The sequence below is a fragment of the Streptomyces sp. NPDC048420 genome, assembly GCF_040651535.1.
Classification (GTDB): Bacteria; Actinomycetota; Actinomycetes; order Streptomycetales; family Streptomycetaceae; genus Streptomyces.
Genome location: NZ_JBEZKG010000004.1, coordinates 228,524 through 250,857 on the forward strand (window position 1 = coordinate 228,524; position 22,334 = coordinate 250,857).

Sequence of the window (22,334 nt, forward strand, 5' to 3'; positions counted from 1 at the left end):
CATGGCTAAAACTGCTGGCGCACTCGGCGAACTCACCCAGGCCGTACTCGAACTCGCCCGTGGCCAGGGCCGCCTGATCACGGCGATGTCCGAGGTCGCGCGCGAGCAGCGGATCACCAACCTCATCGTCCGCTCGCAGATCACGGCTGACCCCGTGGAGAAGGCCCGGCTCATGAGGGAGGCGTCCCGGCGCATGGATACCCCGCGCCGGCGCTCTCCTCACGACTCCCTCTGAGGCCACGCGCGCCTCCTCCCCAGACACCGGCCGTGATGGTCGGACCGACGAAAAGAGTTCCCCATCATGACCACACAGCGGACACCCGTCACGGCCTCGAAGGCGCGCTTCACCTTCTACGACATCGAGTCGTTGCCGGACGTCTTCACCCTGTGCGCCTACACCCCGTGGTCCGACAGAGCCGTCGACGACCTGGAGATCTTCTTTCTCGCCGACGACCAGCAGCTCTCCGACGCGGTGGACCCGCAGGCGCTCTATGAAGCCGTGGTGCGCTCCAACCCGGGCCTGCCCGCGGTGAGCGTCCAGCTGTGGAACCTGCGCGGCGAGCTGGGCAACCTCCGCCTCGCCGAGCTGATGGGCCTCTCGAACGCCGACCAGGTCAACGACCGCAGCGAGGTCTCGTCCTATCCGGCGAGCCTGCGCCCGGTCTGCGACACGGATCCCGAGTACGACCCGCTGAAGCACCCGTTCCTGGCCGGGTACAACTCGCTGAACTACGACATGACCATGCTCGCGCTGTACCTGATGGAGACCTTCCCGGCTCCGCACTCCGGTCGTCTTGTCCAGCCGACCACCGCGCGCGAGATGCGCGAGCACAACGACAAGCTGTTCAACGAGCACATCGAGTACATGCCCGGCTACCTCGGCTGGGACGGCCCGGCCGCCAAGATCCGCCGCGCCATGATGCACTCGGGCCGGCACCTGGACGTCGCCCGTCTCAACGAGCTGCAGACCAAGGTGAGCCTCAAGCGCCTGCTCGGGATGCTCGGCCGCCAGATCAAGGAGTCCGAAAAACTCAGCCACGACACCTCGATCGCCGCGATCGAGGATCTCTACGAGCTGCTGGCCTACAACGTCTCCGACTGTCTGGGCCTGGCCCAGCTCTTCCAGCACCCGGCCTACGCCAGCAACTTCGACCTCAAGGCCAGCCTACTGGCGAAGTACTCCGAAACCGTCTACGCCAAGAACGGCTCGGTGCGCCGGGACCGCCTGACCATCGACTCGTCCTCGGCGAAGTTCGTCGGCCGCATCCTCGCGCCGTACACCTCGCTGAACGACATCGAGGCCGTGTCGTTCCTCTATCCGGCCAAGGAGGTGGCCGAGGAGCAGGGCATCTCCCAGGTCAACGTACTCGACGAGTGCGTGCACTTCTTCGAGGAGAACGTGGCCCCCGACCCTGCCAAGGACCCAGCCGCAACGCCGGCACAGGCGAAGGCGCACCGCCAGTTCATGCAGGTCGTCAACTACTACCGCTCGATCGAGGGGCAGAACTTCAACGACTCCGAGGAGTACCGCGACCTGTTCGACCTCCCGGCCAAGTCCTTGCGCGAGCTGCCGAAGACACCGAACAACGTGCCCTACTTCCACCGTGACGCCTCCCCGTCGTCGTGCTTCGCCACGTTCAGCACAGGCGGCATCCACGGCGCGGAAGCGGACATGACAGTCTTCGACGCCGACTCCTTCGAGTACCGAGAACAGGCAGCCATGATCGGCCTCGCCAAGCTCTTCTACCCGGACGCGAAGGACTTCGTCGCCGAGGCCAAGCGCCAGCACAACCTGCTCGCGCTGCCCGACGGCACGACCGTCGACAAGCGGCTCGTGCTGCTGGGCTCGGACCCGAAAAAGGTGAAGTACCGCAAGCCGAAGAAGGACGACCCGGACCAGGCTGAGCAGCTCGCGCGTGCACAGGCCCAAGTGCCGGATCCGGCCCAGCTGCTGGACACTCAGCGCCCGGACACCGAGGCGATGCACGTGCGCCTGGCCGACGGGACCGTGCTCGACGGCAAGGTCGTCCTGGCCGTCACCTCGACGGTCAGGGCCGTCTATCGCGATGAGCCGGCGAGGAAGGCACCCGCGCTGTTCACTGCGAAGGCCGACAAGTCCACCAAGCTGCACCCGAGGTTCGCACGGACCTCGGCAGGCCTCGTCGTCCACGAGGACTTCACGAGCTACTACCCGAACCTGCTGCGCAACATGAGGGCGTTCTACAATCCCGAGCTGGGCGAGGACCGCTACACGACGATCTTCTTCGAGAAGGAGCGCCTGGGCTTCGAGATGAAGAAGCCGGGGATCTCCGCCGAGGAGAAGGACCGGCTCACGACCTTGCGCAACGGCACGAAGCTGATCCTCAACTCGGCCTCTGGAGCTGCTGACGCCGCGCACCGGACCCCGATCAGGATGAACAACCGCACCATCTCGATGCGGATCATCGGCCAGCTGTTCAGCTGGCGGATCGGGCAGGCCCAGACGCTGGCCGGCGCGCGGATCATCTCGACGAACACCGACGGCCTCTACTCCGTCGTCGGCGGCGAGAACGGCTTCGATGAGACCACCAACAACCGGGTGCTCGCCGAGCAGCAGGCCGCCATCGGCATCGACATCGAACCAGAGCTGATGTTCCTCATCAGTAAGGACTCGAACAACCGGCTCGAGCTGGAGTCGCCCAGTGAGGACCGGAGCGTCGCCGACAGCCCGATCATCACCGCCTCCGGCGGGACGCTGGCCTGCCATGCGGGTCCTACCCCGACGAAGTCGCTGGCCCACCCGGCCGTGATCGATTTCGCCCTGGCCCGCTACCTGCAGACCGTCGCCAACAGGGGAGAGGAGGCTCTCGCGGAGCCGTTCGATCCCGTGCTGGGCCGGAAGATGATCGAGGAGGCGATCGACCCGGCCGATCCCGTGCGGACGCTGCTGCTGTTCCAGAACGTCCTCGCCGCCTCGCGTGGATCGATCACCTACCCGTTCGCCGCCGACCCGGTCAGCGCCGGGCCCGACCGTGACGACAACGCGGACGCCGATGCGCAGCTGGTGAACCCGCGGGCCCTGCAGATGGTCAACCGGGTCTTCATCGTCCACGACGGCACCGATGGTGCCGTGAGCCTGCACAACGCCGGCGCATGGAAGGTGAACCCGGCCAGCCAGAGCAAGCGGCGCGAGTCCGGCAGCGCCGGGGTGCGACGTGACCCGATCGCGCTGGAGATCCTGCGCCACCACGGGTGGGCGAAGAACCGCAGCGAGGCCAGCACCTCCGACGGCCTGACGCTGCTGCCCGATGACCAGGACGTCGTGATCCGCCGGATCAACGGCATCGACCCGCACTGGTCGGTGATCGTCGTCAACGACGACCTCCGCGCGCTCCCGGCCGCCCGGATCGAGCAGCTCATCGGAGCGCTCGATCTCGACATCTACACCCGGATGCTCGACGAGACGTTCACCAAGAACTGGAAGAACGCCGCCTGATCAGCTCCCCGCACCACCATCGGACCGCAGGGTGCCGGGCCGTGCCGACACGACGCTGCTCGGTGCCCGAGTCGAATTTGAGAGGAAGGCGAGTCCAGCTCGCCATGGCAAGAGAATCGAGAGACGTCATGTTCCAGACCACACTTCCCGTCCGCACCGATGAGGGGGGCGACGAGTTGTGAGTGCCGCGACCGACACCTCCACCCAGGACGAAGACGCCCAGGCCCAGCAGAAGAAGAACACGACCCGCGAGGGCATCCTGGTCCGCCGGGGCCAGATCTGGGAGGACCTCGACACCCGGCAGAGCAAGCGCCGCGTCGTCATCGAGTCCGTTGCGGACGGGGAGGCCCAAGTCCGGGATCACTACGGCACGAAGCACTCCACCCTCAGCGTCTCCCGAATGCACAGGCACTCCACGGGCTTCCGCCTCGTCGCGCCCGGTGAGCTGAAGTACGGCGCGCCGACGGTCTCCTCGGACGAGAACACACAGCCCTGATGGCGCGCACGCGTGAGAGCACCATCGAGGACTACCTCCTCAGCCAGTGCCGGGCACACGGCTTCCTGTGCCTGAAATTCGTCTCGCCGGCACGCGGGGGAGTGCCCGACCGGATCGTCGTCGCCCCCGGCGGCACCGTGTTCGTCGAGGTCAAGCGCCCCGGCGGCCAGCTGCGGAAGCTGCAACAGCTCACGCACGCCAAGCTGCGCCGCCACGGGGCCGAGGTTCACGTCGTCGACGACAAGCCGAGCATCGACGTCTTCATCGGGCACCTCCTCAGGATCTCATCCGACCAACAGAGCGCAGCACCACGACCCACAGATACATAGGTGCGTCGTGAGCGAGCCTCGCTACGCGTGCCGCCGGTGCGGCACGTGGAACTGCTCCACCTGCGATGGACAGCGGGCGAACACGGACGTCCGGTACGTCAACTACCCCTGCAACCGCTGCCGGAGTCTGACCGGGACCTTCATCCCGACCATGCACACGGCCAAGATGTAGGGCACGCACAACGACGGCCCCCTGCCGATGGCGTACCCCTACGGCGAGCGCCCTCCGGCCGGGGAGTGGGGCCCTGGGTTCGGCAGCCGGGATGTTCCGCAGCCGCACTACCGGGGCGTGCCCGTCCCGGCGGACATTCGGTTGAATCTGGAGTCGTTCCGGCGAAGCGTGGACGCGGCGCTGGAGCGTTACGGCACCGGGGGCGCGTCATGAGGTACAGCGGAAAAGATCCAGGAGTCCGTTCAGAAGGTGGCGCCGCTCCAGGCTGAACGCCGTCTGCGGAACCGACTGGACGCACAGAACCTCCGCCTGCTGGATGAACTGCTGGCCGACGGAGGCCCCCAGGGTGCTGAGCACCCTCTGGGGCCGTCTGGGCGAGCCAGGGCCGACATGCGCCGGCTCATGGCCGAGCACCATGCTGACGTTCCATCGTCGGACTCCACTCATGAACCCATACCGGCCCAAGAGTTCACGGTGGCCCAGGCGTTCATCCAGCACAGCACAGCTTTCACCGCCTGGTTCGACGCCCAAGAAGGCAGCCTTCCTGCGGATACGCCGCTGAAGGTGACCTTCGACGGCCGCTATTCGAGGTCATACGTGCGGCTGAAGCCGAGACCGAAACCCAATACACGTCCCAGGCACAGGAGTTCAGGTACGAGGTCTGTCGGCGGCCCTTCAGCACTGCGGCTGCTCTGGGCTCGCGTCGGCGAGCCACCTCGATGGTGCCGCGTCGGTTCCCGCAACCAGAACGAACTCCGACATCACTCCCGAGGCTCCGCAGAAAGCGAATGAACACTCACTCGAAGAGAAGGGATGACCAGCGACATGACCGCGGCTACTGCTCCGTCTCCGATCTCGCTGATGCCGCATCAGCAGCAGATCCACGACTTCCTCGTTGACCACCCCTTCGCCGGCGCGTGGCTCGGCGTCGGGGCCGGCAAGACGCTCACGACCCTCAGGGTCCTGCAGACGGTCCGCCCGATGGGGCACATCCTCGTCATAGCGCCCGTGGCGATCGCCCGCTCCACCTGGATCGACGAGATCGAGAAGTGGGGCTTCCCCATCCGGATGAAGTCGCTCATCGTCGACGAGAACGACAGAACGCTCTCCAAGGCCAAGCGCCTGAAGCGCTTCCAGGAGGTCGCCACCGATCCGCCGACGATGTACTTCATCAATCAGGAGCTGCTGACTCAGCCGTCCCAGGAGACGAAGCTGATCACCCCGGTACCAGGCGCAGTGCCTGCCCCGACCGTCTCACCGGAGGCGATGGCGATCCTGGGCCTGCTCCAGGTACGGGGGCCGCTTGGCCGAGACGAGCTGGTCGACGGGTACCGTGCTCTGGTTGCCGGTAACGCCAACAACCGGGTGCCCGCCAAGGCAAAGATCCGCGCATGGATCCAGGAGTTGCTCAAGTCGGTCCTGGTGACGTGGGAAGCCTATTCCTGCCGGACCTGTTCCGGCGCAGGCTGCGCTCGATGCCGCTTCGGTCTGGTCGACCAGCTGCCGGTCCAGAACATCAACGGCCAGAACACCATCATCTGGCCCTTCCAGACGGTCATCATCGATGAGTCCCAGGGTTTCAAGTCGCACGACTCGCAGCGCTTCCTGGCCCTGGCGACAGTGCGGCCGGCCATGACCCGGCTCATCGAGCTGACGGGAACGCCCAGCCCTAACGGTCTTCACGACTTGTGGAGCCAGGTCTACCTGCTCGACCAGGGCCAGACGCTGGGACAGAACATCACCGCGTTCCGCAACCGCTGGTTCACGCCGAAGATGGTGCCCGGTACGACGACGCCGGCGAAGTGGATCCCCACGGCAAACGCCGAGGCTGAGATCCATCAGGCCATCTCGCATCTGGTGATGAGCGCTCAGAACACGAGCCTGCAGCTCCCGGCGCTCAGTATCCAGGACGTCAATGTCACGCTCCCGCCGGACCTGCTCCAGGCCTACAAGGACTTCAAGCGCGACCTGGTCCTGGACATCGTGCAGAGCTACACCGACGACGACGGGAAGCTGACGCAGAGCGTCGAATCAATCGTTGCCGCGAATCAGGCGGTGCTGACAAGCAAGCTGATGCAGTTCGCCTCTGGCACGCTCTACACCGCGGATCCTGACGACCCGACCACGAAGGGCCGGTACGAGGTCATCCACGACAAGAAGATCGAGATGACCGAGTACCTGGTGCGGAACAACGGCGGCGAGCCCGTGCTCATCGCCTATCACTTCAAGTCCGACAAGGAGCAGCTACTCACGCGGCTCCGGAAGGCCGGCATCGACGCGCAGGCCTTCGATGGCTCGCGCGACATGGTCCGCCGGTGGAATGCCAAGCAGATCCCGGTGATGCTGCTCCACCCTGCCGCCGCGGGGCACGGCCTGAACCTGCAGCACGGCGGCTCGACGATGATCTGGTACACGCTGCCGTTCTCGCTCGAGCACTACCTGCAGACCAACGGCCGGCTCTTCCGCACGGGCCAGACAAAGCCGGTGACCATCCACCGGCTCATCGCCAAGGGCACACAGGACGAACGGATGCCCTCGGTGCTCGCTGGCAAGCAGCAGGTCCAGGACGACCTCATCGAGGCCGTCTCCGGGGACTCCAACGCCGAGCAGGCGCTTCTCGCCGCCCTGGAGGAAGAGATCCGCGAGGACCTCAACGACCTCTGGGCTTCCGAGCGGGTCTAACCCACACCCATCCGACGACGGCCCGGCGCTCTGTACGGATCCCCACCTCGGGTGCGACGGAGCGGGCGGCACAGCCGCCCCGGACGACGGCATGAGATGCCGAGAAGCCCTGGGGGATCCGTGTTGCCCAGGGCTTCTGCATTCCTGCGCCCGCGACAGGCACCACAGAGTACTGAGCGTGCCAGCACACAACAGAGGAGTGACAGCACAATGCAGGACTTCACCGGTGGAAGGCCTCGTAAGGGCTCCAAGCCGAACCCGGCAGATCAGAACGCCAGGTTCACCGGGCTGGTCGTCGATGACGACGATCCAGATGTGGCGGCACTCAAGAATTCCATCGCGGACAGCCTCGCCCCGATGGGCGTCACCAGCATCACCTTCACCGAGCCCGGTGAGATCACCGATGCCCGCAACCAGATCCGAGGGCGCGAAGACGCCTACATGCACGTGAGCGACGGCACGTACCACGGTTGCCTGTGCGGCTACACCGTGCAGCGCAACGCGCCGTCCGGGGCACCTGAGTGCCCCGTCTGCGCGCTACTCGACGCCTGAACGACGCAGGGTCGGCTCTGCCGCCCGTTCCACGCTACGTCCCCACGGGCACCTCGTCTCCCCTCAGGGGCATCCCCGGGTTCCGGCGGTGTCCCTGAGGGGACGTTCTGCTGCCACCAGCCGGACGCGACAACGACGCTGATCGCCGAAGCCCCCAGCAAGACACCGATGAGACCCGTCAATGCACCAGCCGGGACGCGCATCGACCTCCAACCAGACCCCTGACGGCCTCTCATTAGCGCGCCCTGACAATGCGTCTGGTCATGGACACAAAGGAACAGTGCGCCTCCGTCCTCTGCGCCAAGGGCAGCGGCTTCCTCTACGTCATGAGCGGAGGCAAATCCGGCCAGGACGGAGGCCCTGTCCCGGCTCCCCGAGCGGGACCCGATCTTCAAGGACCAGAAGTGATGAAGCACAAGACCACAGAGACCGTCGACGCCGCGATCCAGATGTACGCCGACCTCCAGGAGATCGCCGGACTCATCTCGCGCGTGCTCGCGAAGTTCCCCGCGGAGACAGTACCTCAGATACTCAGGCCGTTCCTCGGCTCACCGAGCGTCGCGTTCGCACGACCGTCCATGACGGGCGACGGCAAAATCACCCTCCGACTTGAGCGCGGGCTGTCCCAGGCGCAGGCCCAGATCCCCACCACATGGCTGATGATGCACCAATCGGAACTGACGGCCGCCGTGCGTGAGATCTACTGGGGCGACAAAGAGCACAGCCTCCGCCGCGAGCTCAGCCGACTTGAGAAGTCGATCGGGGACCACAACCGACAGGCTGAGTATCACCGTGTCCGGGCGAGCGACGCACGTCGAGAGTACGACCGCCTCGCCGCCAGCATCCGTCGGCGCTCGGCCCGCAAGCGCAGCGCCATCGAGGGAGACTCCGATGGCTGACTCGACGGACCCCACAACATGTCCCAGCGGGAGCTGGAGGAGTACCTCGACGCCCTGGCCCACGCAGAAAAAGGTGAGGACCCTCCGAGTTCCGGCGTGCCTTCAGGGTGCGGGGGAGAGCAAGTAACCGCTGGCCACCTGAGGAGGACCCATGTCATCGACGACGTGCTCGTGCTGGGCCAGGTCCTGCCGCACAGCATCAACCCACATCACGCCCTTCGAGGAGGGACTCACGCATGGCCCGCAAGCAGAAGATCACGCAGTACCAGGTTGACCACTGGAAGAACGCGCTGGAGCAGATGCTTGAAGAGGGCAACTTCAGGCAGGACAGCGCAAGCGTTGGGCCGGCTCAGGAGCGAAAGAAGCACCCAACTGCCGGTGGGGCCGTGCTTGCACAACCAGCCCAGCTCCACCGGCAGTTTCGTTGCTGATTACAGCCAGCTGCCATACCCAACAAGCTCAAGGAGCAGCGCTCTCATGACTGATCACGACTGGGACAACCTCATCACCAGCGAGTTCGCCGGCGCGCAGCCACTCGAACGCGCGAACGGGGAAAACGCCGTGTCCGGCACAGCGATTCCCGAAAGTCTCATACGAACCGTCACTGACGCCTACCTGATAGCCCTCAGACAGAGGGATCTTCACGCAGCGCTCGGACTCATGATGCAACTGGCCAACGCCTACGGTCTGGTAGCCGTCCGTGGCCTCGCCGCCGAGCTCGCCATGAACCTTCACACCCAGTGCCCGTCACGTCTCCGTACTGCCTTCGGCGGCGCGAACCTCTCCGCTCTCGCCCCCGCGGCGGACGACGACGCGCTCACCACCCTCGATGTCGCTTCCAAGACCAACCGCCTCATGGGACGCGGGCAGGTCACAGCTGCCGACTTGGAGGACACCGAAGTCCAGATGCGCGTCACGGAAACCGTCCGCCATACCGTTCAAGCGGCACTCAATGCCGCTGCTGGGCAGAGCAGTTCGGCTGCAGTCGCTCAGCTAGGCGCGCTGACCACGCCCCGTGAGTTGTCTGCGGCCGTGGCCCTGCTCACCAACGGGCTTCGTGCCGTGCTGACATAGGCGTACACCATGAGTCCCCCATGTCTGCCGCAAGGGCCATAGCCGCCCGATCCCGTTCCGCTGCACGTCCGGCGCTGGACACCCAGGAACGTGCAGCGTCTTCACCCTCTGCCCCCCTGAGAACGCTGACGACTACGCTGCGCTCCTCGCAATGAGCAGGGAACACCCGGATCTCGGCCGGCGGCTCGAACGAGAGCCAGACCGGGCCGTGTTCGACCATCTTGCAGATCCACTCGGATTCCACGACGTCGGGCTTGGTGTCCTGGGCCGTGATCTCGGTCCACCGGGCTTTCAGGTCACAATCGTCTCGCCTGTGTGGATGATCATCCACGTTAGCCGGACCGCCGGTCCGCGCACCATGCCGCCGTTGACCGCCCCGGGCATGCATGGTTGAGTCCAGTCACAAGAACATGCTTGGTGTTTGCTCCTGTAGCCAACCTCGGGCAGGTTCAAGCCAAAACAACACATCCAAGTCTCGATGGTCGGCTTTTACATGCACGGTGTCTGCTACGAACGGGCTGAAGCGGCAAGAGGTGACTCCCGCCATTGGCTCGACCAATGTGCAGTCCCGGCAAGAAGTCGCTACGGCGCGCGCACCTCAGGGCCGTATTTAGTCGATGTGGTGCACGACCCATAGGCATGCCGGTCGGTTTGTTCATGCGCGCACGGTGCGCATTCGGCATCGGCATAGCGTCCCGTGCAAGCCCAGCCAGACCCGATCTTCCGAACTCAGGCACGGCAACAGCCGAGTACGACGGTGCATGACGGTTGAGGTTCGCTGCTTCGAGGCGTGTGTCGTAGCCAATGCGCCCCCTGGCATCGCAAACCTCCCGGATCTCGCATATGAAGGAGCGCACCGATGATCCACCCCCACACTGAAGCGGCCAACTCTGACGAGTTCAAAGGCTTCAATGAAGCCCGGCGCATCATGTGGTGCCATGACGCTCGTGCCCGCGTGTACGAGCGGTTCGAGCAGACGAGCTTCATCGGTGACACGAACATTGCAGCGGTCCACGTCGACAACACCACCAGGCCCGACCGTGTGTTCCTCGTGGCGTTCGACAAGGCCGGCCAGCAGGTCGGCGTTGACACGCTCTACATCGATGAGCCGGATCAACACCTCGACATCGCGCCCGAGTTCGACCATGCCTTCACCGGCATGGACGTCGTGCCGGGATCTCAGCTTGACCAGGCCATCTCTCGCGAGAACGGCTGGGTCGTCGACTTGAAGGTATTGCGCGAGTACGACTCCTTGGCAGATCGCCGAGCCACACAGCGCGCAGTGTTCCTGGCGCACCTGCAGGACATGATGAAGAACGGTGACGTCCGCGGATTCCTGTTTGGCCGGGGTGAGTCCGATGACACTGATGCGGCGTGAGAGACCAGACCTCGTACTCAGACGACCCCCTCAGCAGTCTGGCCGATGGGGCTTTCTGATCTCTGACGCTGGTTACAGTGCTGCATTTCGCAATAGGGGAGGGGATCAGCGCAGCTGATCCGGGTGTCGAACCCGGGCCGAGTGCTTTACGGGAAGACATGCCGTGGGCCGGCTTACGCCGGTCCCGGGTGACGCCTCGCGGTGAGCCGTACGAGGCCACGCAGGTCGTCTTCGGCGCCTTCGACTTCCAGGAGCAGCAACCATGAGCAAACCGCTAAGCATGGAAGGCCTCACGGTCAAGTTCCAGAGCAACCGCGCCAGCGGCCACCGCGCCGAATGCGGCGAGACCACGATCTGGCAGGCTCATGAGGGAGGTGCTCGAAGTCTCAACCATAGGTACGGGAGCCTTGTGGGCTCTCATCCTGCAGCACTTGCGTGCCGTGGTCGCTCTGGTGCAGCTGCCCAAGCCGGCGCGGGCATCGATCTCCTGGCCGCGCGGGCGCCCGGTCTGCTGCGTGCCCTGCGTGGGGCAGACCCCGAGTTCGTCCTGCTCGACGGCGCCCAGGCCGAGTGTGACGCCTTTACACGCCGGATGCCCCCCGTCCATGAGCGATGAGGTCGAGTAGCTGCACCAGCTGCGCACCCGCGACTGATGGACCTTCAGGCCAGCGGGAGGCAGAGTCCTCCGTCTGAGAACACGCCGATGCCCTGACCGCCTCGTGGCGGTCAGGGCATCGAATCAGGCTCGGTGCGGGGCAGTGCCGCCCTGCCGGGTCGCCACACCGGCGGGATGAGCAGCGAAGCCCCCGCGTAGATGAGATCCGGATTCTGGATCTTGTTCGTCTCAACCAGGATGCCGATCGGCACCCTCGTCGTCCCCGAGATCGCGGTGAGCGTATCGCCTGGCTTGATGGTGTATGGCTTCGCCGTTGGCGCGGGCTTCGCCTCGGCCGGTGCATCCGATCCGTTGGGCTTGTCCTCGTCGCCGCGACCCGGCGTCGGATCCTGACTTGCCCCGTTCTCGTCCTGCTTCTGCGTACCGCCCTCGCTCGGCTGCTGGGCGCTGCTGTCTCCGGCGTTCGTCTCGCCGGGATTCACCGGTGCCTCGGCCGGGCTGTGATTGCCCCGCAGTGCCTGAATGAAGCCGCCGTCGGACGTCGCGAGCTGCGTCAGGCCCCATCCGGCGAAGAGCGCCGCTCCGCCCACCATAACGCTGGCGGCGATGACGGGTCCGTTGCCGAAGCCCATCGGGCCGGCGTGACTCCCGGCAGCCGCTCTCATCTGTGCCGACGGCTTCAACGCCGTCCCCGCTGGCCTCTGAACCGTAGCCGTCATCCCTGTTTCGACTCCTCTGTGAATAGCACGCACAACCATTCATACCTAACAATGACATTCTACTCATAGTCGAACAGAAGTTGATACGATAGGAGACTGGATGGCAGTCAAAACCCTGTCTGATAGCTCCCCAATGGACCCCTGAGTCGCCGACCGCCAGACCGAACGAAGGAACCGCATCACCATGGCCAACTACTCCATCTCCGCCAGCCAGATCACCGAGGGCAAGAACGTCTTCATCCGCGGGAAGCTCGGCTTCGCCGTGCTCGCCCGCCTCATCCAGGGCGCGGAGCTCGTTGCCAGCGATCAGCGCAAGACGAAGAACGGCATGAGCCCCGTCGGCAAGCCGCACACCACCGCGACGATCATTCACGCCGAGGTCCAGTTCGCCGATCCGAACAACCCCACCCTCGAAGAGCAGTTCGTCTCCGAGCGCCGCTACGACTCCCCGAAGCGGCCCGAAACCGGACCCAACTACTCCATCGACTCCAAGGGCAGCACCCTGCCGGTCATCGCGATCCCCTCTCCGAAGGGCGACGGCACCTACGACCAGGACGAGTCCGGCCAGGAGCTCGCGCAGGGCCTCGATGTCACGCTCGTGCTGCGCACCTACAAGCCGAAGGACTTCAACAACCGCGGCCTGGCCCTCGAACAGGTGATCGTCCATGAGACGCCGCGCTACTACACTGCCGGCGGCATCGACCAGGCTGAGCTGGCTGCGCGTGGCATCGTGCTCAACGGCACGCCGCGCCCCGTTCAGGCCACTCCTGCCAGTGCTGCCCCTGCCGCCGCTGTCCCGGTGGCGACCGAGGTGGAGGACGGCCTGTCCTTCCCGGCCCCGCAGCCGGTGTCCGCACCTGTGGCCGTGGCCGCGCAGGCTCCGGTTCAGGCCCCGGCGACCGCCGTGGCTGCGCCCGTCGCTGCTGCTGCTCCGGTTGCTGTTCCGGCCGCGGCTCCTGCCCCGCAGGAGACCCTGGAGGAGAAGCTCGCGCGTCTTGAGGCCGAGAACGCCTCCCTCAAGGATGCCGGTTCGGCCGTGGGCTCGCCCGTGGCCACCGCCCCCTGGAACGGCTCCGGCCCGGCCCAGCATGCGGGGATCACCTACCAGGGCTGATCCCCGCTGACCATCGATGAGACCCCCGTACTTGCATCCGTGCAGTACGGGGGTCCTGTCTTTCGCTTCCCCTCCTGACGCCTCCGATCGAAAGCGTGCGTCCCACGATGACTCCAGCCGACCCCCATGCCTGGTTCCCGCAGTTCTACGGCAACCCCGCGATCCGCACTCTCGCCAGTGCCTGTCGGTGGACCATCTCCGGACAGATCGGGGAAGAGCCCCCCGACGATCCCACCAAGCCGCCGAAGCGCAAGGCCCCGATCGACGTACGGCACCTGCTCGCTGGCTGCACGTCCAGCTGCAAGCACGCCGGCCCACTACGCGGAGCCTTCGCCCTGGACGAGACCTGCTTGCTCACCCTCGACGAACTCACCGCGGCGATACCGAACGCCGCGAACACCGCGTTCTACCTTCAAGCCCAGACTGATGGGCTGCTCGTCCTCGACATCGAGGCCCACTGCCCGCCAGGTGTGGCCACAGACCTGCTGCGGCTGCCGGGCATCTTCTACTCGGAGCAGTCGATGTCTGGCCAGGGCTTCCATCTCGTCATGCCGCTGCCGAAGAACTTCCACGACTTCCCCGTGGCCGCCGGCAAGCGCGTCCTGCGTGAGGAACACGGCTGGTACGAGCTGCTCCTGGACCACTGGTCGACCTTCACCCGCCGGCCGGTGCCCGATCGCATCGTCGCTAGTGTCAACGCAGCAACTAGCGCGCCGGCCTTCACCTCCATCGAGGACCTCTACGCGCAGCTGGCCGTGAACGCCAGCGAGAGCTCCGGTGCTTCAGTATCAGCTGTCGATACCGCTGAGGACATGCCCGACATCCCGTACTCGCAGACGATCGTCGAGCAGACCCTGGCCAGTGCACACCATCAGCTCCGGGATCCCGGCGACTTCAACCACGACATGTCCCGCTGGGAGTTCTCGGTTCTCGCCTCGCTCTACGGCTGGATGCGGACGCAACTGCGCGCCTACAGCGCCCTCGGCGTCAAGTACTCGACTGGCGACACCGCATGGCTGCTCTACAAGGCAGCGCTGGACATCATCCCTGCGCGCCCCAAGCACAGCGAGCGGCGCAACGGCCGGCCCTTCCTCCTTGACCGCGCGGCTGCGCTCGTGGCCGACCGCGAGGCCCGTTCCTCGTCGACCAACTGACTGACGCTGTGTGCCTGTTCCTGCGGCTGATCCTGCGCCTGGTTCATCTGCTGCCTCCGGCAGCGGGCGGGGTGGGTGACGGGGTGTTACGGCGGGGTCGAGCACGGGTGGTGGACAGTGCTGGATCGCGCGGAGCGCGATCGGGTGGCGATGTGCAGCGGGGCTCCATCGCCACCAATGGCGGGAGTGCAGGGCTCCGCCGGGCTCCGAGGTCGCGGCCCGCGCCACAGGACCGTTCACGGCCTATGCAGCCTCGGTGACGCCGAGAGCAACAGCGCCGTCCTCCGACATCTCTTCTCTTTCTCTCTCTTCCTCGCCCGCCCACAGAAAAGACATCGACATGAAGTTCAACGACACCCTGACGACCCTCATCAAGCAGTCCCTTGAGGTCGGCGCGACGCCTGCTCTCATGGGCGAACCCGGCATCGGCAAGTCCAGCTTCGTCGAGGACCTGGCCTACTCCATGGGCACGCAGGCTTTCACGCTGCCGTGTAACCAGCTCGCCGACAAGGCCGACCTCACCGGTGCGCGTCTGGTGCTGTACACCAAGGACGACGGCAGCCAGAGCTACAAGCAGGTCTTCTACCCGCACCAGGTGATCCAGGAGTGCATCGACTACGCCGAGAAGAACCCGCGTGAGTGGCCGATCCTCTTCCTCGACGAGATCAACCGCACCACCTCTGACGTCACCTCCGGCGCCCTGACCCTGGTCACGCTGCGCCGCATGGGGCATGTCGAGCTGCCCAAGAACGTCCGCATCGTCGTGGCCGGCAACGACAGGGGCAACGTCACCTCACTCGACGAGGCGAGCTTGTCCCGCTTCGCGATCTTTCACGTCGAGCCCGACGCCGCCACCCTCATGTCCGTGCTCGGCGACAACATGAACCCCTGGGTGAAGACGGTGCTCACGCAATACCCGGGGCTCATCTTCCAGAAGTCGACGCCCGAGGCCATCGTCGTTGATGGCCAGGACGACGACGACAACGGCAACGTCACGATGGCCGATCTGTTCGACGGCGGTGAGGAGATGAACCAGCTCACCACGCCGCGCACCATCGACAACCTGTCGAAGTGGCTCAACGCGACCGACCCGCAGCAGCTGGCGCAGTACCTGGCCACCCCGATCCAGATCGGGGACCGCGAGACCTCGCTGCTGAACGAGGCCATCGAGGCCTACGTCGGGGACACCATGTTCACCACGCAGCTCGTGGCCACCATCTCCCAGGACCTGGCGAACAACGCCGGCGGCGTGCAGCAGAACCGGGTGAACGTCCCGAAGCCGAACTGCTACCAGAGCCTGAAAGCCGCAGCGACCATGACCGACATGGCCGCGGTCATCACGACGCTGACCGACAACGAGAAGTCCGGGTCGCTGCTGTACGCGCTCAAGGAGAGCAAGGACAACGCGCGCCTCATCGAGCAGCTGGCCCAGGCCATCACCCAGATCGAGCCGGAGCACACCCGCACGCTCATCGAGATGGTGACCAGCCAGCAGATCGACCGCCAGAACCTGGAGGCCTTCATGGAGATCGACGCTCCGATCGTCAACCAGGCCAAGCCGGTCCTCTCGGCCTTCCTCTGATCGCTCGCTCACTGGTGGTGGGGACTGCTGCGGGCTGCCGTCCTTGCTGCAACTCCCCACCGCCGGCGGCGCTCTGCCGCTGTCTCGTCCTCAGAAGGAGACCACGACCCATGACGATCACCGTCACGAACCAGAAGCCGGCCGTACTCGACGCATTGCACACCATCTCGTGCACCGGTGATTACGACCCGATGCCGGCGATCCAGCAGACCCTCATCGACCCGCTCCTGGAGCCGTTGAATCCCAGCGCCCCGACGACCATCACCGACGCTCAGGGTACTGATCTGACGGGGGGCATCCCGGACCTGATCCTGAGCTGCCTCGGCGACACGCTGAACGCGGCCAGCGAGCAGGCCGTCAAGGAGCTGCTCGGGCAGACCCTGATCAACTTCGACCAGGGCACACCGCTGCCGGTCGCCGAACTCTTCGCCGTCCAGGCCGGACAGCAGAACAAGATGCCCGCGCCTTCCCCGCGGGTGCTCTACACCGCACAGGCTGATGTCCTCCCGGCCGCGAAGGCTCTGCTGGCGGGTACCCGCAACGAGAGTGCCTTCTTCGCCTCGATCGCCTACACCTTCCACCCCGACACCCTCGGGTTCTGGTTCCAGTCCTCCGCGGCCTTCGACGACTTCAAGATCTGGCTGTCCCAGCAGACACAGACGATGGCCAGTGCGTTGCCGCCGGCCACCACCAAGCTGCTCAACGACTTCACGACCCTGTCCCTGAAGGGGCTCACCGAGTCGCTGCTGGTGCGTAAGGACGACGCTGACGCCAACGATGAGCACTCCTTCGCGCGCGTGCTCGTGCACATGCTCATGAACTACGCCGAGCGGCAGCGGGCCCAGGCCAGCCAGCAGAACACCGCCCTGGACACCGGCGTCCTGCCGTTCACGGTCGGGGAGTTGTTCTGCCCGCGCTCCCTCGTCCTGGTCAACGTCGAGGCCCATGCCCGGGCTACCGCGGCGAAGATCACGGGGGAGTGGAACCTCATCAACCAGTCGCTGGCTTCGCCGGTGAAGGTCGTCTCGAACACGTCGCTGTCCAAGCTGACGTCGCTGCCACGGGCCGCCGCCCGGGCGGCCGCCCTGGGAGCCACGCAGCAACCGGGCCAGCCTGGCAGCCGTAGCGCCCAGGTGGCGTTCCGCAAGCAGCCGCCGAGCAAGCTCGACTTGCTCAAGGACATCACCCGTGTGCTGCGCCGGATGGGCAAGGTCAACAAGTCACAGAACATTTTCCGCACGACGAAGGCGACCTTCCTCAAGGCCAACCGCAGGGACCCGGACGACTTCAACAAGCCCGGCCGGATCACCTCGGTGCAGTACATGCCCGACCTGCACATCTACATCGACACCTCCGGTTCGATCTCCGAGGAGAACTACCAGGAGGCGGTCATGATGCTCATCCGGATCGCCAAGAAGCTCAACATCAACCTGTACTTCAACTCGTTCAGCCACTTCCTGTCCCAGGAGGTGATGCTGCGCACGGAAAACAAGTCGACGGCTCAGATCTGGAAGGAGTTCCGCAGGATCCCGAAGGTGTCCGGCGGAACGGAGTACACGCAGATCTGGCGGTACATCAACGCCAGCCGCGTGCGCCAGCGCAGGCTCTCGCTCATGGTCACCGACTTCGACTGGCTGCCGCCGTCCACGCGCCAGGACCACCCGAAGAACCTGTACTACGCACCGTGCTCCGCCATGGACTGGTCGTACATGGTTGACCTGGCAAAACGCTACGCCGACTCGATGCGACACATCGATCCGAGCATCCGGCAGAGGCTCCTCGGCATGGTCGTCTGACCCCGCTGTCCCCAAGGACCGCCAATAGCAGTGCCGTGCAACCAACTCCCCTGGCCGGCACCGCTCTTGGTGACCCCTGGCTTCTTCTCTCACCCATCCCTATCCCTGCTCGGAGCCCGTGACACATCCACCCAGCGCGCCATCACGCCGAGCGACCCGCACCGAAGGAGGACCCGATGGGTCTCAGCAACTTCACGCCCGGTGGCTCCGACGACGACAAGGGCACCGGCGGTGGCCGACCTCCAGCGTCGTTGCCGCCCATGGGAATGCCGTCCGGTGGCAGCAACGACGATGACGTCAAAGAACTCCTCGTCGACTACAACGAGAAGTTCAAGAACGCCGGACCGACCATGTTCCGGGACTCGCTCATTGAGCAGGTGCTCTCGGTCATCATCAGCAAGACCAAGCCCAACACTCTGCTGGTCGGCTCCGCCGGCGTCGGCAAGACGAAGATCGTCGAGGACATCGCCCGGCGCATCGCGCTGGGCGACACCCTCATCCCCGATCAGCTCAAGGACCACACGATCTACGAGCTGCCCATCACCAACATCATCGCCGGGACTGGCGTCGTCGGTTCACTGGAGGAGAAGGTCAAGGCGATCGTCGAGTTCGCCTCGGACCCCAAGAACAAGGCCATCCTGTTCATGGACGAGATCCACCAGATCACCGGAGGCTCCGGCAGCCACGGCGACGCCGTCGGCCGCAAGATCTCGCAGATCCTCAAGCCGGCCCTGGCCCGCGGCGACATGTCCGTCATCGGCGCGACCACCAGTACGGAATCTCGGGCCTTCGACGAGGACCCGGCCTTCGCCCGCCGCTTCACCCGGCTCATCGTCGACGAGCTGAGCGTGGAACAGACGCTGGCCGTGATGACCACGGTCCGTCCCGGCCTGGTGGCGCACTACCGTCACCAGATCGGAGTCTCTGACGATGTCCTGGCCTCGGTGGTGCAGATCGCCGATGCGAACTCCCGGGCTGGCCAGCACCGTCCGGACAACGCCATCACGCTGCTCGACCGGGCGATGGCTGATCGGGTCCTGGAGCAGAAGAAGCTCATCGTCCAGGCAGAGAACGCCGGCGACACGGCACTCGCGCAGACCTTGCGGTCCATCCCGCAGGTGCCGCTGACGAACACCCGCGTGCTCGACGTGGCCAAGCGCCTGATGACCGGAAACGCCCAGCGCAAGGACCTCGACGCCGCCGCGCTGAGCGCCACGCTCACCAGCCGCCTGCAGGGTCAGGACGACGTGCTCGCCAAGCTCACGGACCGTCTGGCCCGCGAAGAGCTCGACCTGTTCCCGACGAAGACGCCCACGACGTGGCTGTTCGCCGGGGCCTCGGGGGTGGGGAAGACCGAGGCAGTCAAGATCATCGCTGAGGAGACGACCGGCACCGAGCCGATCATCCTCAACATGACCGAATTCCACAGCGAGTGGTCGACGTCGAAGATCATCGGCTCACCTCCTGGCTATGTCGGCTCGGACTCCAACCAGGAGCTCCCGTTCGACACGCTGGAGGCCAACCCCCACCGGGTGATCCTGCTCGACGAGTTCGAGAAGGCCGACAAGGCCGTGCAGCGCCTGTTCCTCTCGGCGTTCGACGAAGGCTACATCCGCAATGCCCATGGCAAGGTGCTGGACTTCTCCAAGGCCCTGGTCATCTGCACAACGAACGCCGCCCGTGATTCGCTCGACGGCAAGATGATCGGCTTCGGCAACAACCCGAAGACCATCTCGAACCTGAGCCTCAACAGGGCACTGGGGCAGTTCTTCGACGCCGAGCTGCTGGGCCGGTTCTCCCTGATCGTGGGGTTCAACCCCATCGACCGGCAGACCTACCGGCAGATCATGGCCGCCGACTACGAGCGGCAGCGTGAACGGATCGCCACGGCCAAGCCGCGGCTGGCTCAGGTACTGCCCGCGTCGATGCCTGACGACGAACTGCGCGCCATCGAGGAGACAACCTACGTGGATTCCCAGGGTGCGCGGCCGGCGCGCAAGGCTGTTCGCGCCTGGATCGAGGACTACCTGCTCGCTGGCCAGACTGGCGGCACAGCCTCGGTATCCCCGTCGGACGACTGAGCAGCCGTTCGCATCGCATCGAGGGCTCCTGTCCCGGGTGTTCCGGAACAGGAGCCCTCGGCGCCATGTCCGTCGACGACATCACGGCGGTGCTGGCCCGGGCCCTGACCAGCATCCTGGGGCCGAACACGCTCCCGCGTCGGGGGGCCGGGCCTGGATCAGACAGCGGCCGCCGCTGGCCCGGCCCCAAGGGGCCAGCCGGTGCCACCCCACTTGACAGGAAGTGACATGACCGAGGAGATCCGGACCACCGCAGGGCGCCCGATTGGGGCACGCGGTCTGAAGACCCGCAGCCAACTGCTGCGCTATCTCAAGGAGTTGCTGGCCGAGCGCGGCTATCACGCGACGAGAGTGATCGATGTCGCCCGTCGCGCGCGTACCTCGCCCGCGACCTTCTACCAGTACTTCGCAGACGTCGACGCGGCCGTCCTGGAACTGGCCCGGCCCGTGGCGCAGGAGGGAAGCGATGGACTGATCTACGCGGAGATCGGCAGTGGGTGGGACGGCGGTCGTCACGAGGCCGGGAGCACGGTGGACGCCTTCTTCGCGTACTGGCGGGAGCACGAGGTGGTCCTGCGGGTGGTCGACCTGCGGGCGGCCGAGGAGGACATCCGGTTCACCGAGATCCGCCGCCGCATGCTCTCCGGTCTCCTGGGGCACCTGGTGTACGCGATCACCGCTCGTCCGTCATCACCTGGCGCGACGGAGGAATCCTTCGCCGCGGCCGAGGCGCTGACGGTGCTGCTTGCCGCGGCCGCCGGGCGCCAAGACCCCGAGACAGCGGCCTCACAGGTGGTTCGCCAGATGCTGGTCGAACTCATCGCCCGGGCCGTGTCCGGCGGTACCGTCGCCCTCCACCTGCCGACTGCGTGACCCGTCAGGGACGCGAGGCGAGCACGCGATGTCCAACCGGTGACACACTCGCGGTCGTGATGTGTTGCGCCAACCCCCGCCCAGACGGGCGGGGTACCCGCCACAATCCTCTCGGGAGTACCGCGTTGGCCGTGACCGCCAATGTGATGGACACACAGATCGGGCGGCCACGGGCCAGTGACGGCTCGGGCCGGCCCGCACCTGGCCGGACCGCCTTTCCCCACCAGACGGCTTCGGCGCCCCGCCTCCCACCCAGGCGCCACTGATTCCACCGCCCATGGGCAGTGCAAAGGACGTCAGTCATGTCACTGTCTCTCTCAGCTCGAGAGGCACCTGCTGGGCGCCGCCGAGGTGCTGCGTGGCCCTCTGGGCCCGCACCCATATCAGGACTATCTGCTGCCGCTCGTCTTCCTGCAGCACGCCAGCGACGTACCTCGCCCCCACGCCCTCATTGCTCAGAAAGGGGGACAGTCATGGCCACCATGCTCCCCGAACCTCTGCGCCCCGCTGGTCTCCCGGAGCGCCTGCGTGACGACCGGTCGTACGCCATCCAATGGGGGACGGACGACGGGCAGTGGCACGGCAGCATCGTCTCCTCGGCGATATCCAGCCCCGACGAGGCCGACGCGTACGTAGCTGACGTGCAGGCCCTCGCCGCTCCCGGTGTCACGGTCCGGGCGGTGGAGATCCGGCTGACGCACACCGTCCTCCCGGCGCCCAGCACGGCGAAGCCGGTCGATGCCGACCACGGGCCCGTCGCCGCCCGCACGCTGCACTCCGGGTGCAGCATCAACTTGTTCGACATCGACCGCCTGATCTACCGGGTCGAGTACCTGCACGCCGGCAACTACCTGCGGCTCCACACCGTCCCGCCGGCCGGCGAGCACTCGGGCTACTTCGTCTTCACCAAGTCGCCCCACGACCTGGTCGAACTGATCTCCCGCGGCCCCGCGGTCGACATCACCGGCAACCCCGTCGACGACGCCAGCTGATTCCGGGCACTGGTCGCTCGACCCGGTCCGCGCCCCTCACCCTCGGCCCGCCGCGGTGCCAGGCATGCCGGACCGGCCGCCACCACGAGGGTTACGGCATGCTGGCCACGGACACCTGCTGGCCGAAGCCCCCTCGGCGTCGACCAGTCGCGACGGTCGCATGTTTCTCCATGAACGGCCTCGTGTGTAGCTACCCACATGGGTCCCTCGGATCTCGACGCCGCGATGCTGCCATCGATGGTCCCGGCCAGCGCTCGGACTCGCCCTCGAAGTGAGGTGAGTTGCCGCTGATGAACGACCGCGCGCCTGGGTAGCGCGCGGTGTCCGTACCCGGACTCAGGGGCCTAACG

At 65.9% G+C, this 22,334-nt stretch carries 18 protein-coding genes and 1 pseudogene; 18 read left to right on the forward strand and 1 reads right to left on the reverse strand.

What is annotated here, in order from left to right:
* Nucleotide 1 precedes the first annotated feature (1 nt).
* The 11 genes and pseudogenes from AB0D34_RS08515 to AB0D34_RS08565 form a co-directional block, all read left to right on the forward strand.
* Complete coding sequence (locus tag AB0D34_RS08515) at nt 2-235, forward strand: hypothetical protein (protein ID WP_362658472.1); 234 nt, start codon at nt 2-4, stop codon at nt 233-235.
* Between the two features lie 66 nt (nt 236-301).
* Entirely contained in the window at nt 302-3,475 is a 3,174-nt protein-coding gene (locus tag AB0D34_RS08520; protein WP_362658475.1) for a hypothetical protein, read from the forward strand.
* 178 nt (nt 3,476-3,653) lie between these two features.
* Nucleotides 3,654-3,971, forward strand: a complete 318-nt coding sequence (locus AB0D34_RS08525) for a hypothetical protein (RefSeq protein WP_362658477.1) — start codon at nt 3,654-3,656, stop codon at nt 3,969-3,971.
* Nucleotides 3,971-4,300 (forward strand): VRR-NUC domain-containing protein, encoded by a 330-nt coding sequence (locus AB0D34_RS08530; RefSeq protein ID WP_356597972.1) that lies wholly within the window; start codon nt 3,971-3,973, stop codon nt 4,298-4,300. The genes AB0D34_RS08525 and AB0D34_RS08530 overlap by 1 nt, the downstream gene beginning before the upstream one ends.
* 1,180 nt (nt 4,301-5,480) lie before the next feature.
* On the forward strand, nt 5,481-7,154 hold the full coding sequence (locus AB0D34_RS08535) for a DEAD/DEAH box helicase (protein ID WP_362658480.1): 1,674 nt from the start codon (nt 5,481-5,483) through the stop codon (nt 7,152-7,154).
* 210 nt (nt 7,155-7,364) lie between these two features.
* The gene (locus AB0D34_RS08540) at nt 7,365-7,706 is read left to right on the forward strand and encodes a hypothetical protein (protein WP_356597970.1); all 342 of its coding nucleotides are present in this window, start codon (nt 7,365-7,367) and stop codon (nt 7,704-7,706) included.
* 407 nt (nt 7,707-8,113) lie between these two features.
* Complete coding sequence (locus tag AB0D34_RS08545; protein WP_356597969.1) at nt 8,114-8,605, forward strand: hypothetical protein; 492 nt, start codon at nt 8,114-8,116, stop codon at nt 8,603-8,605.
* Nucleotides 8,606-8,841: 236 nt separating this feature from the next.
* On the forward strand, nt 8,842-9,036 hold the full coding sequence (locus AB0D34_RS08550; protein ID WP_362658483.1) for a hypothetical protein: 195 nt from the start codon (nt 8,842-8,844) through the stop codon (nt 9,034-9,036).
* Between the two features lie 46 nt (nt 9,037-9,082).
* Nucleotides 9,083-9,679: a hypothetical protein gene (locus AB0D34_RS08555; protein WP_362658486.1), complete on the forward strand. Its 597-nt coding sequence runs from the start codon at nt 9,083-9,085 to the stop codon at nt 9,677-9,679.
* A gap of 859 nt (nt 9,680-10,538) precedes the next feature.
* Nucleotides 10,539-11,057, forward strand: a complete 519-nt coding sequence (locus tag AB0D34_RS08560; RefSeq protein WP_356597966.1) for a hypothetical protein — start codon at nt 10,539-10,541, stop codon at nt 11,055-11,057.
* Nucleotides 11,058-11,541: 484 nt separating this feature from the next.
* Nucleotides 11,542-11,634: pseudogene (locus tag AB0D34_RS08565) on the forward strand (IS5/IS1182 family transposase); the annotation flags it as partial.
* A 149-nt stretch (nt 11,635-11,783) separates the two neighbouring features.
* Here AB0D34_RS08565 and AB0D34_RS08570 read toward each other — a convergent pair.
* Nucleotides 11,784-12,305: a LysM peptidoglycan-binding domain-containing protein gene (locus AB0D34_RS08570; protein WP_362658489.1), complete on the reverse strand. Its 522-nt coding sequence runs from the start codon at nt 12,303-12,305 to the stop codon at nt 11,784-11,786.
* A gap of 271 nt (nt 12,306-12,576) precedes the next feature.
* Here AB0D34_RS08570 and AB0D34_RS08575 point away from each other — a divergent pair, with 271 nt between their 5' ends.
* The 7 genes from AB0D34_RS08575 to AB0D34_RS08605 all read left to right on the forward strand — a co-directional run bounded on the left by AB0D34_RS08575 (nt 12,577) and on the right by AB0D34_RS08605 (nt 21,984).
* The gene (locus AB0D34_RS08575; protein WP_362658492.1) at nt 12,577-13,506 is read left to right on the forward strand and encodes a hypothetical protein; all 930 of its coding nucleotides are present in this window, start codon (nt 12,577-12,579) and stop codon (nt 13,504-13,506) included.
* 107 nt (nt 13,507-13,613) lie between these two features.
* Nucleotides 13,614-14,660 (forward strand): hypothetical protein, encoded by a 1,047-nt coding sequence (locus AB0D34_RS08580; protein WP_362658494.1) that lies wholly within the window; start codon nt 13,614-13,616, stop codon nt 14,658-14,660.
* 340 nt (nt 14,661-15,000) lie between these two features.
* A complete protein-coding gene (locus AB0D34_RS08585) occupies nt 15,001-16,242 on the forward strand; it encodes a MoxR family ATPase (protein WP_356597962.1) in 1,242 nt (413 codons plus the stop codon).
* Between the two features lie 110 nt (nt 16,243-16,352).
* A complete protein-coding gene (locus tag AB0D34_RS08590) occupies nt 16,353-18,038 on the forward strand; it encodes a hypothetical protein (RefSeq protein ID WP_356597961.1) in 1,686 nt (561 codons plus the stop codon).
* A gap of 176 nt (nt 18,039-18,214) precedes the next feature.
* Entirely contained in the window at nt 18,215-20,119 is a 1,905-nt protein-coding gene (locus tag AB0D34_RS08595; RefSeq protein ID WP_362658497.1) for an AAA family ATPase, read from the forward strand.
* 228 nt (nt 20,120-20,347) lie between these two features.
* Entirely contained in the window at nt 20,348-20,992 is a 645-nt protein-coding gene (locus tag AB0D34_RS08600; protein ID WP_362658500.1) for a TetR family transcriptional regulator, read from the forward strand.
* 473 nt (nt 20,993-21,465) lie between these two features.
* A complete protein-coding gene (locus AB0D34_RS08605) occupies nt 21,466-21,984 on the forward strand; it encodes a hypothetical protein (protein ID WP_362658502.1) in 519 nt (172 codons plus the stop codon).
* Nucleotides 21,985-22,334 lie beyond the last annotated feature (350 nt).

Excerpts from the sequence above, each read along its gene's own strand:
- AB0D34_RS08550 (WP_362658483.1), top strand. The coding sequence starts at position 8,842 with ATGGCCCGCAAGCAGAAGATCACGCAGTACCAGGTTGACCACTGGAAG.
- AB0D34_RS08520 (WP_362658475.1), top strand. The coding sequence starts at position 302 with ATGACCACACAGCGGACACCCGTCACGGCCTCGAAGGCGCGCTTCACC.
- AB0D34_RS08590 (WP_356597961.1), top strand. The coding sequence starts at position 16,353 with ATGACGATCACCGTCACGAACCAGAAGCCGGCCGTACTCGACGCATTG.
- AB0D34_RS08600 (WP_362658500.1), top strand. The coding sequence starts at position 20,348 with ATGACCGAGGAGATCCGGACCACCGCAGGGCGCCCGATTGGGGCACGC.
- AB0D34_RS08545 (WP_356597969.1), top strand. The coding sequence starts at position 8,114 with ATGAAGCACAAGACCACAGAGACCGTCGACGCCGCGATCCAGATGTAC.
- AB0D34_RS08515 (WP_362658472.1), top strand. The coding sequence starts at position 2 with ATGGCTAAAACTGCTGGCGCACTCGGCGAACTCACCCAGGCCGTACTC.
- AB0D34_RS08585 (WP_356597962.1), top strand. The coding sequence starts at position 15,001 with ATGAAGTTCAACGACACCCTGACGACCCTCATCAAGCAGTCCCTTGAG.
- AB0D34_RS08580 (WP_362658494.1), top strand. The coding sequence starts at position 13,614 with ATGACTCCAGCCGACCCCCATGCCTGGTTCCCGCAGTTCTACGGCAAC.
- AB0D34_RS08530 (WP_356597972.1), top strand. The coding sequence starts at position 3,971 with ATGGCGCGCACGCGTGAGAGCACCATCGAGGACTACCTCCTCAGCCAG.
- AB0D34_RS08605 (WP_362658502.1), top strand. The coding sequence starts at position 21,466 with ATGGCCACCATGCTCCCCGAACCTCTGCGCCCCGCTGGTCTCCCGGAG.
- AB0D34_RS08555 (WP_362658486.1), top strand. The coding sequence starts at position 9,083 with ATGACTGATCACGACTGGGACAACCTCATCACCAGCGAGTTCGCCGGC.
- AB0D34_RS08560 (WP_356597966.1), top strand. The coding sequence starts at position 10,539 with ATGATCCACCCCCACACTGAAGCGGCCAACTCTGACGAGTTCAAAGGC.
- AB0D34_RS08595 (WP_362658497.1), top strand. The coding sequence starts at position 18,215 with ATGGGTCTCAGCAACTTCACGCCCGGTGGCTCCGACGACGACAAGGGC.
- AB0D34_RS08570 (WP_362658489.1), bottom strand. The coding sequence starts at position 12,305 with ATGGGCTTCGGCAACGGACCCGTCATCGCCGCCAGCGTTATGGTGGGC.
- AB0D34_RS08575 (WP_362658492.1), top strand. The coding sequence starts at position 12,577 with ATGGCCAACTACTCCATCTCCGCCAGCCAGATCACCGAGGGCAAGAAC.
- AB0D34_RS08540 (WP_356597970.1), top strand. The coding sequence starts at position 7,365 with ATGCAGGACTTCACCGGTGGAAGGCCTCGTAAGGGCTCCAAGCCGAAC.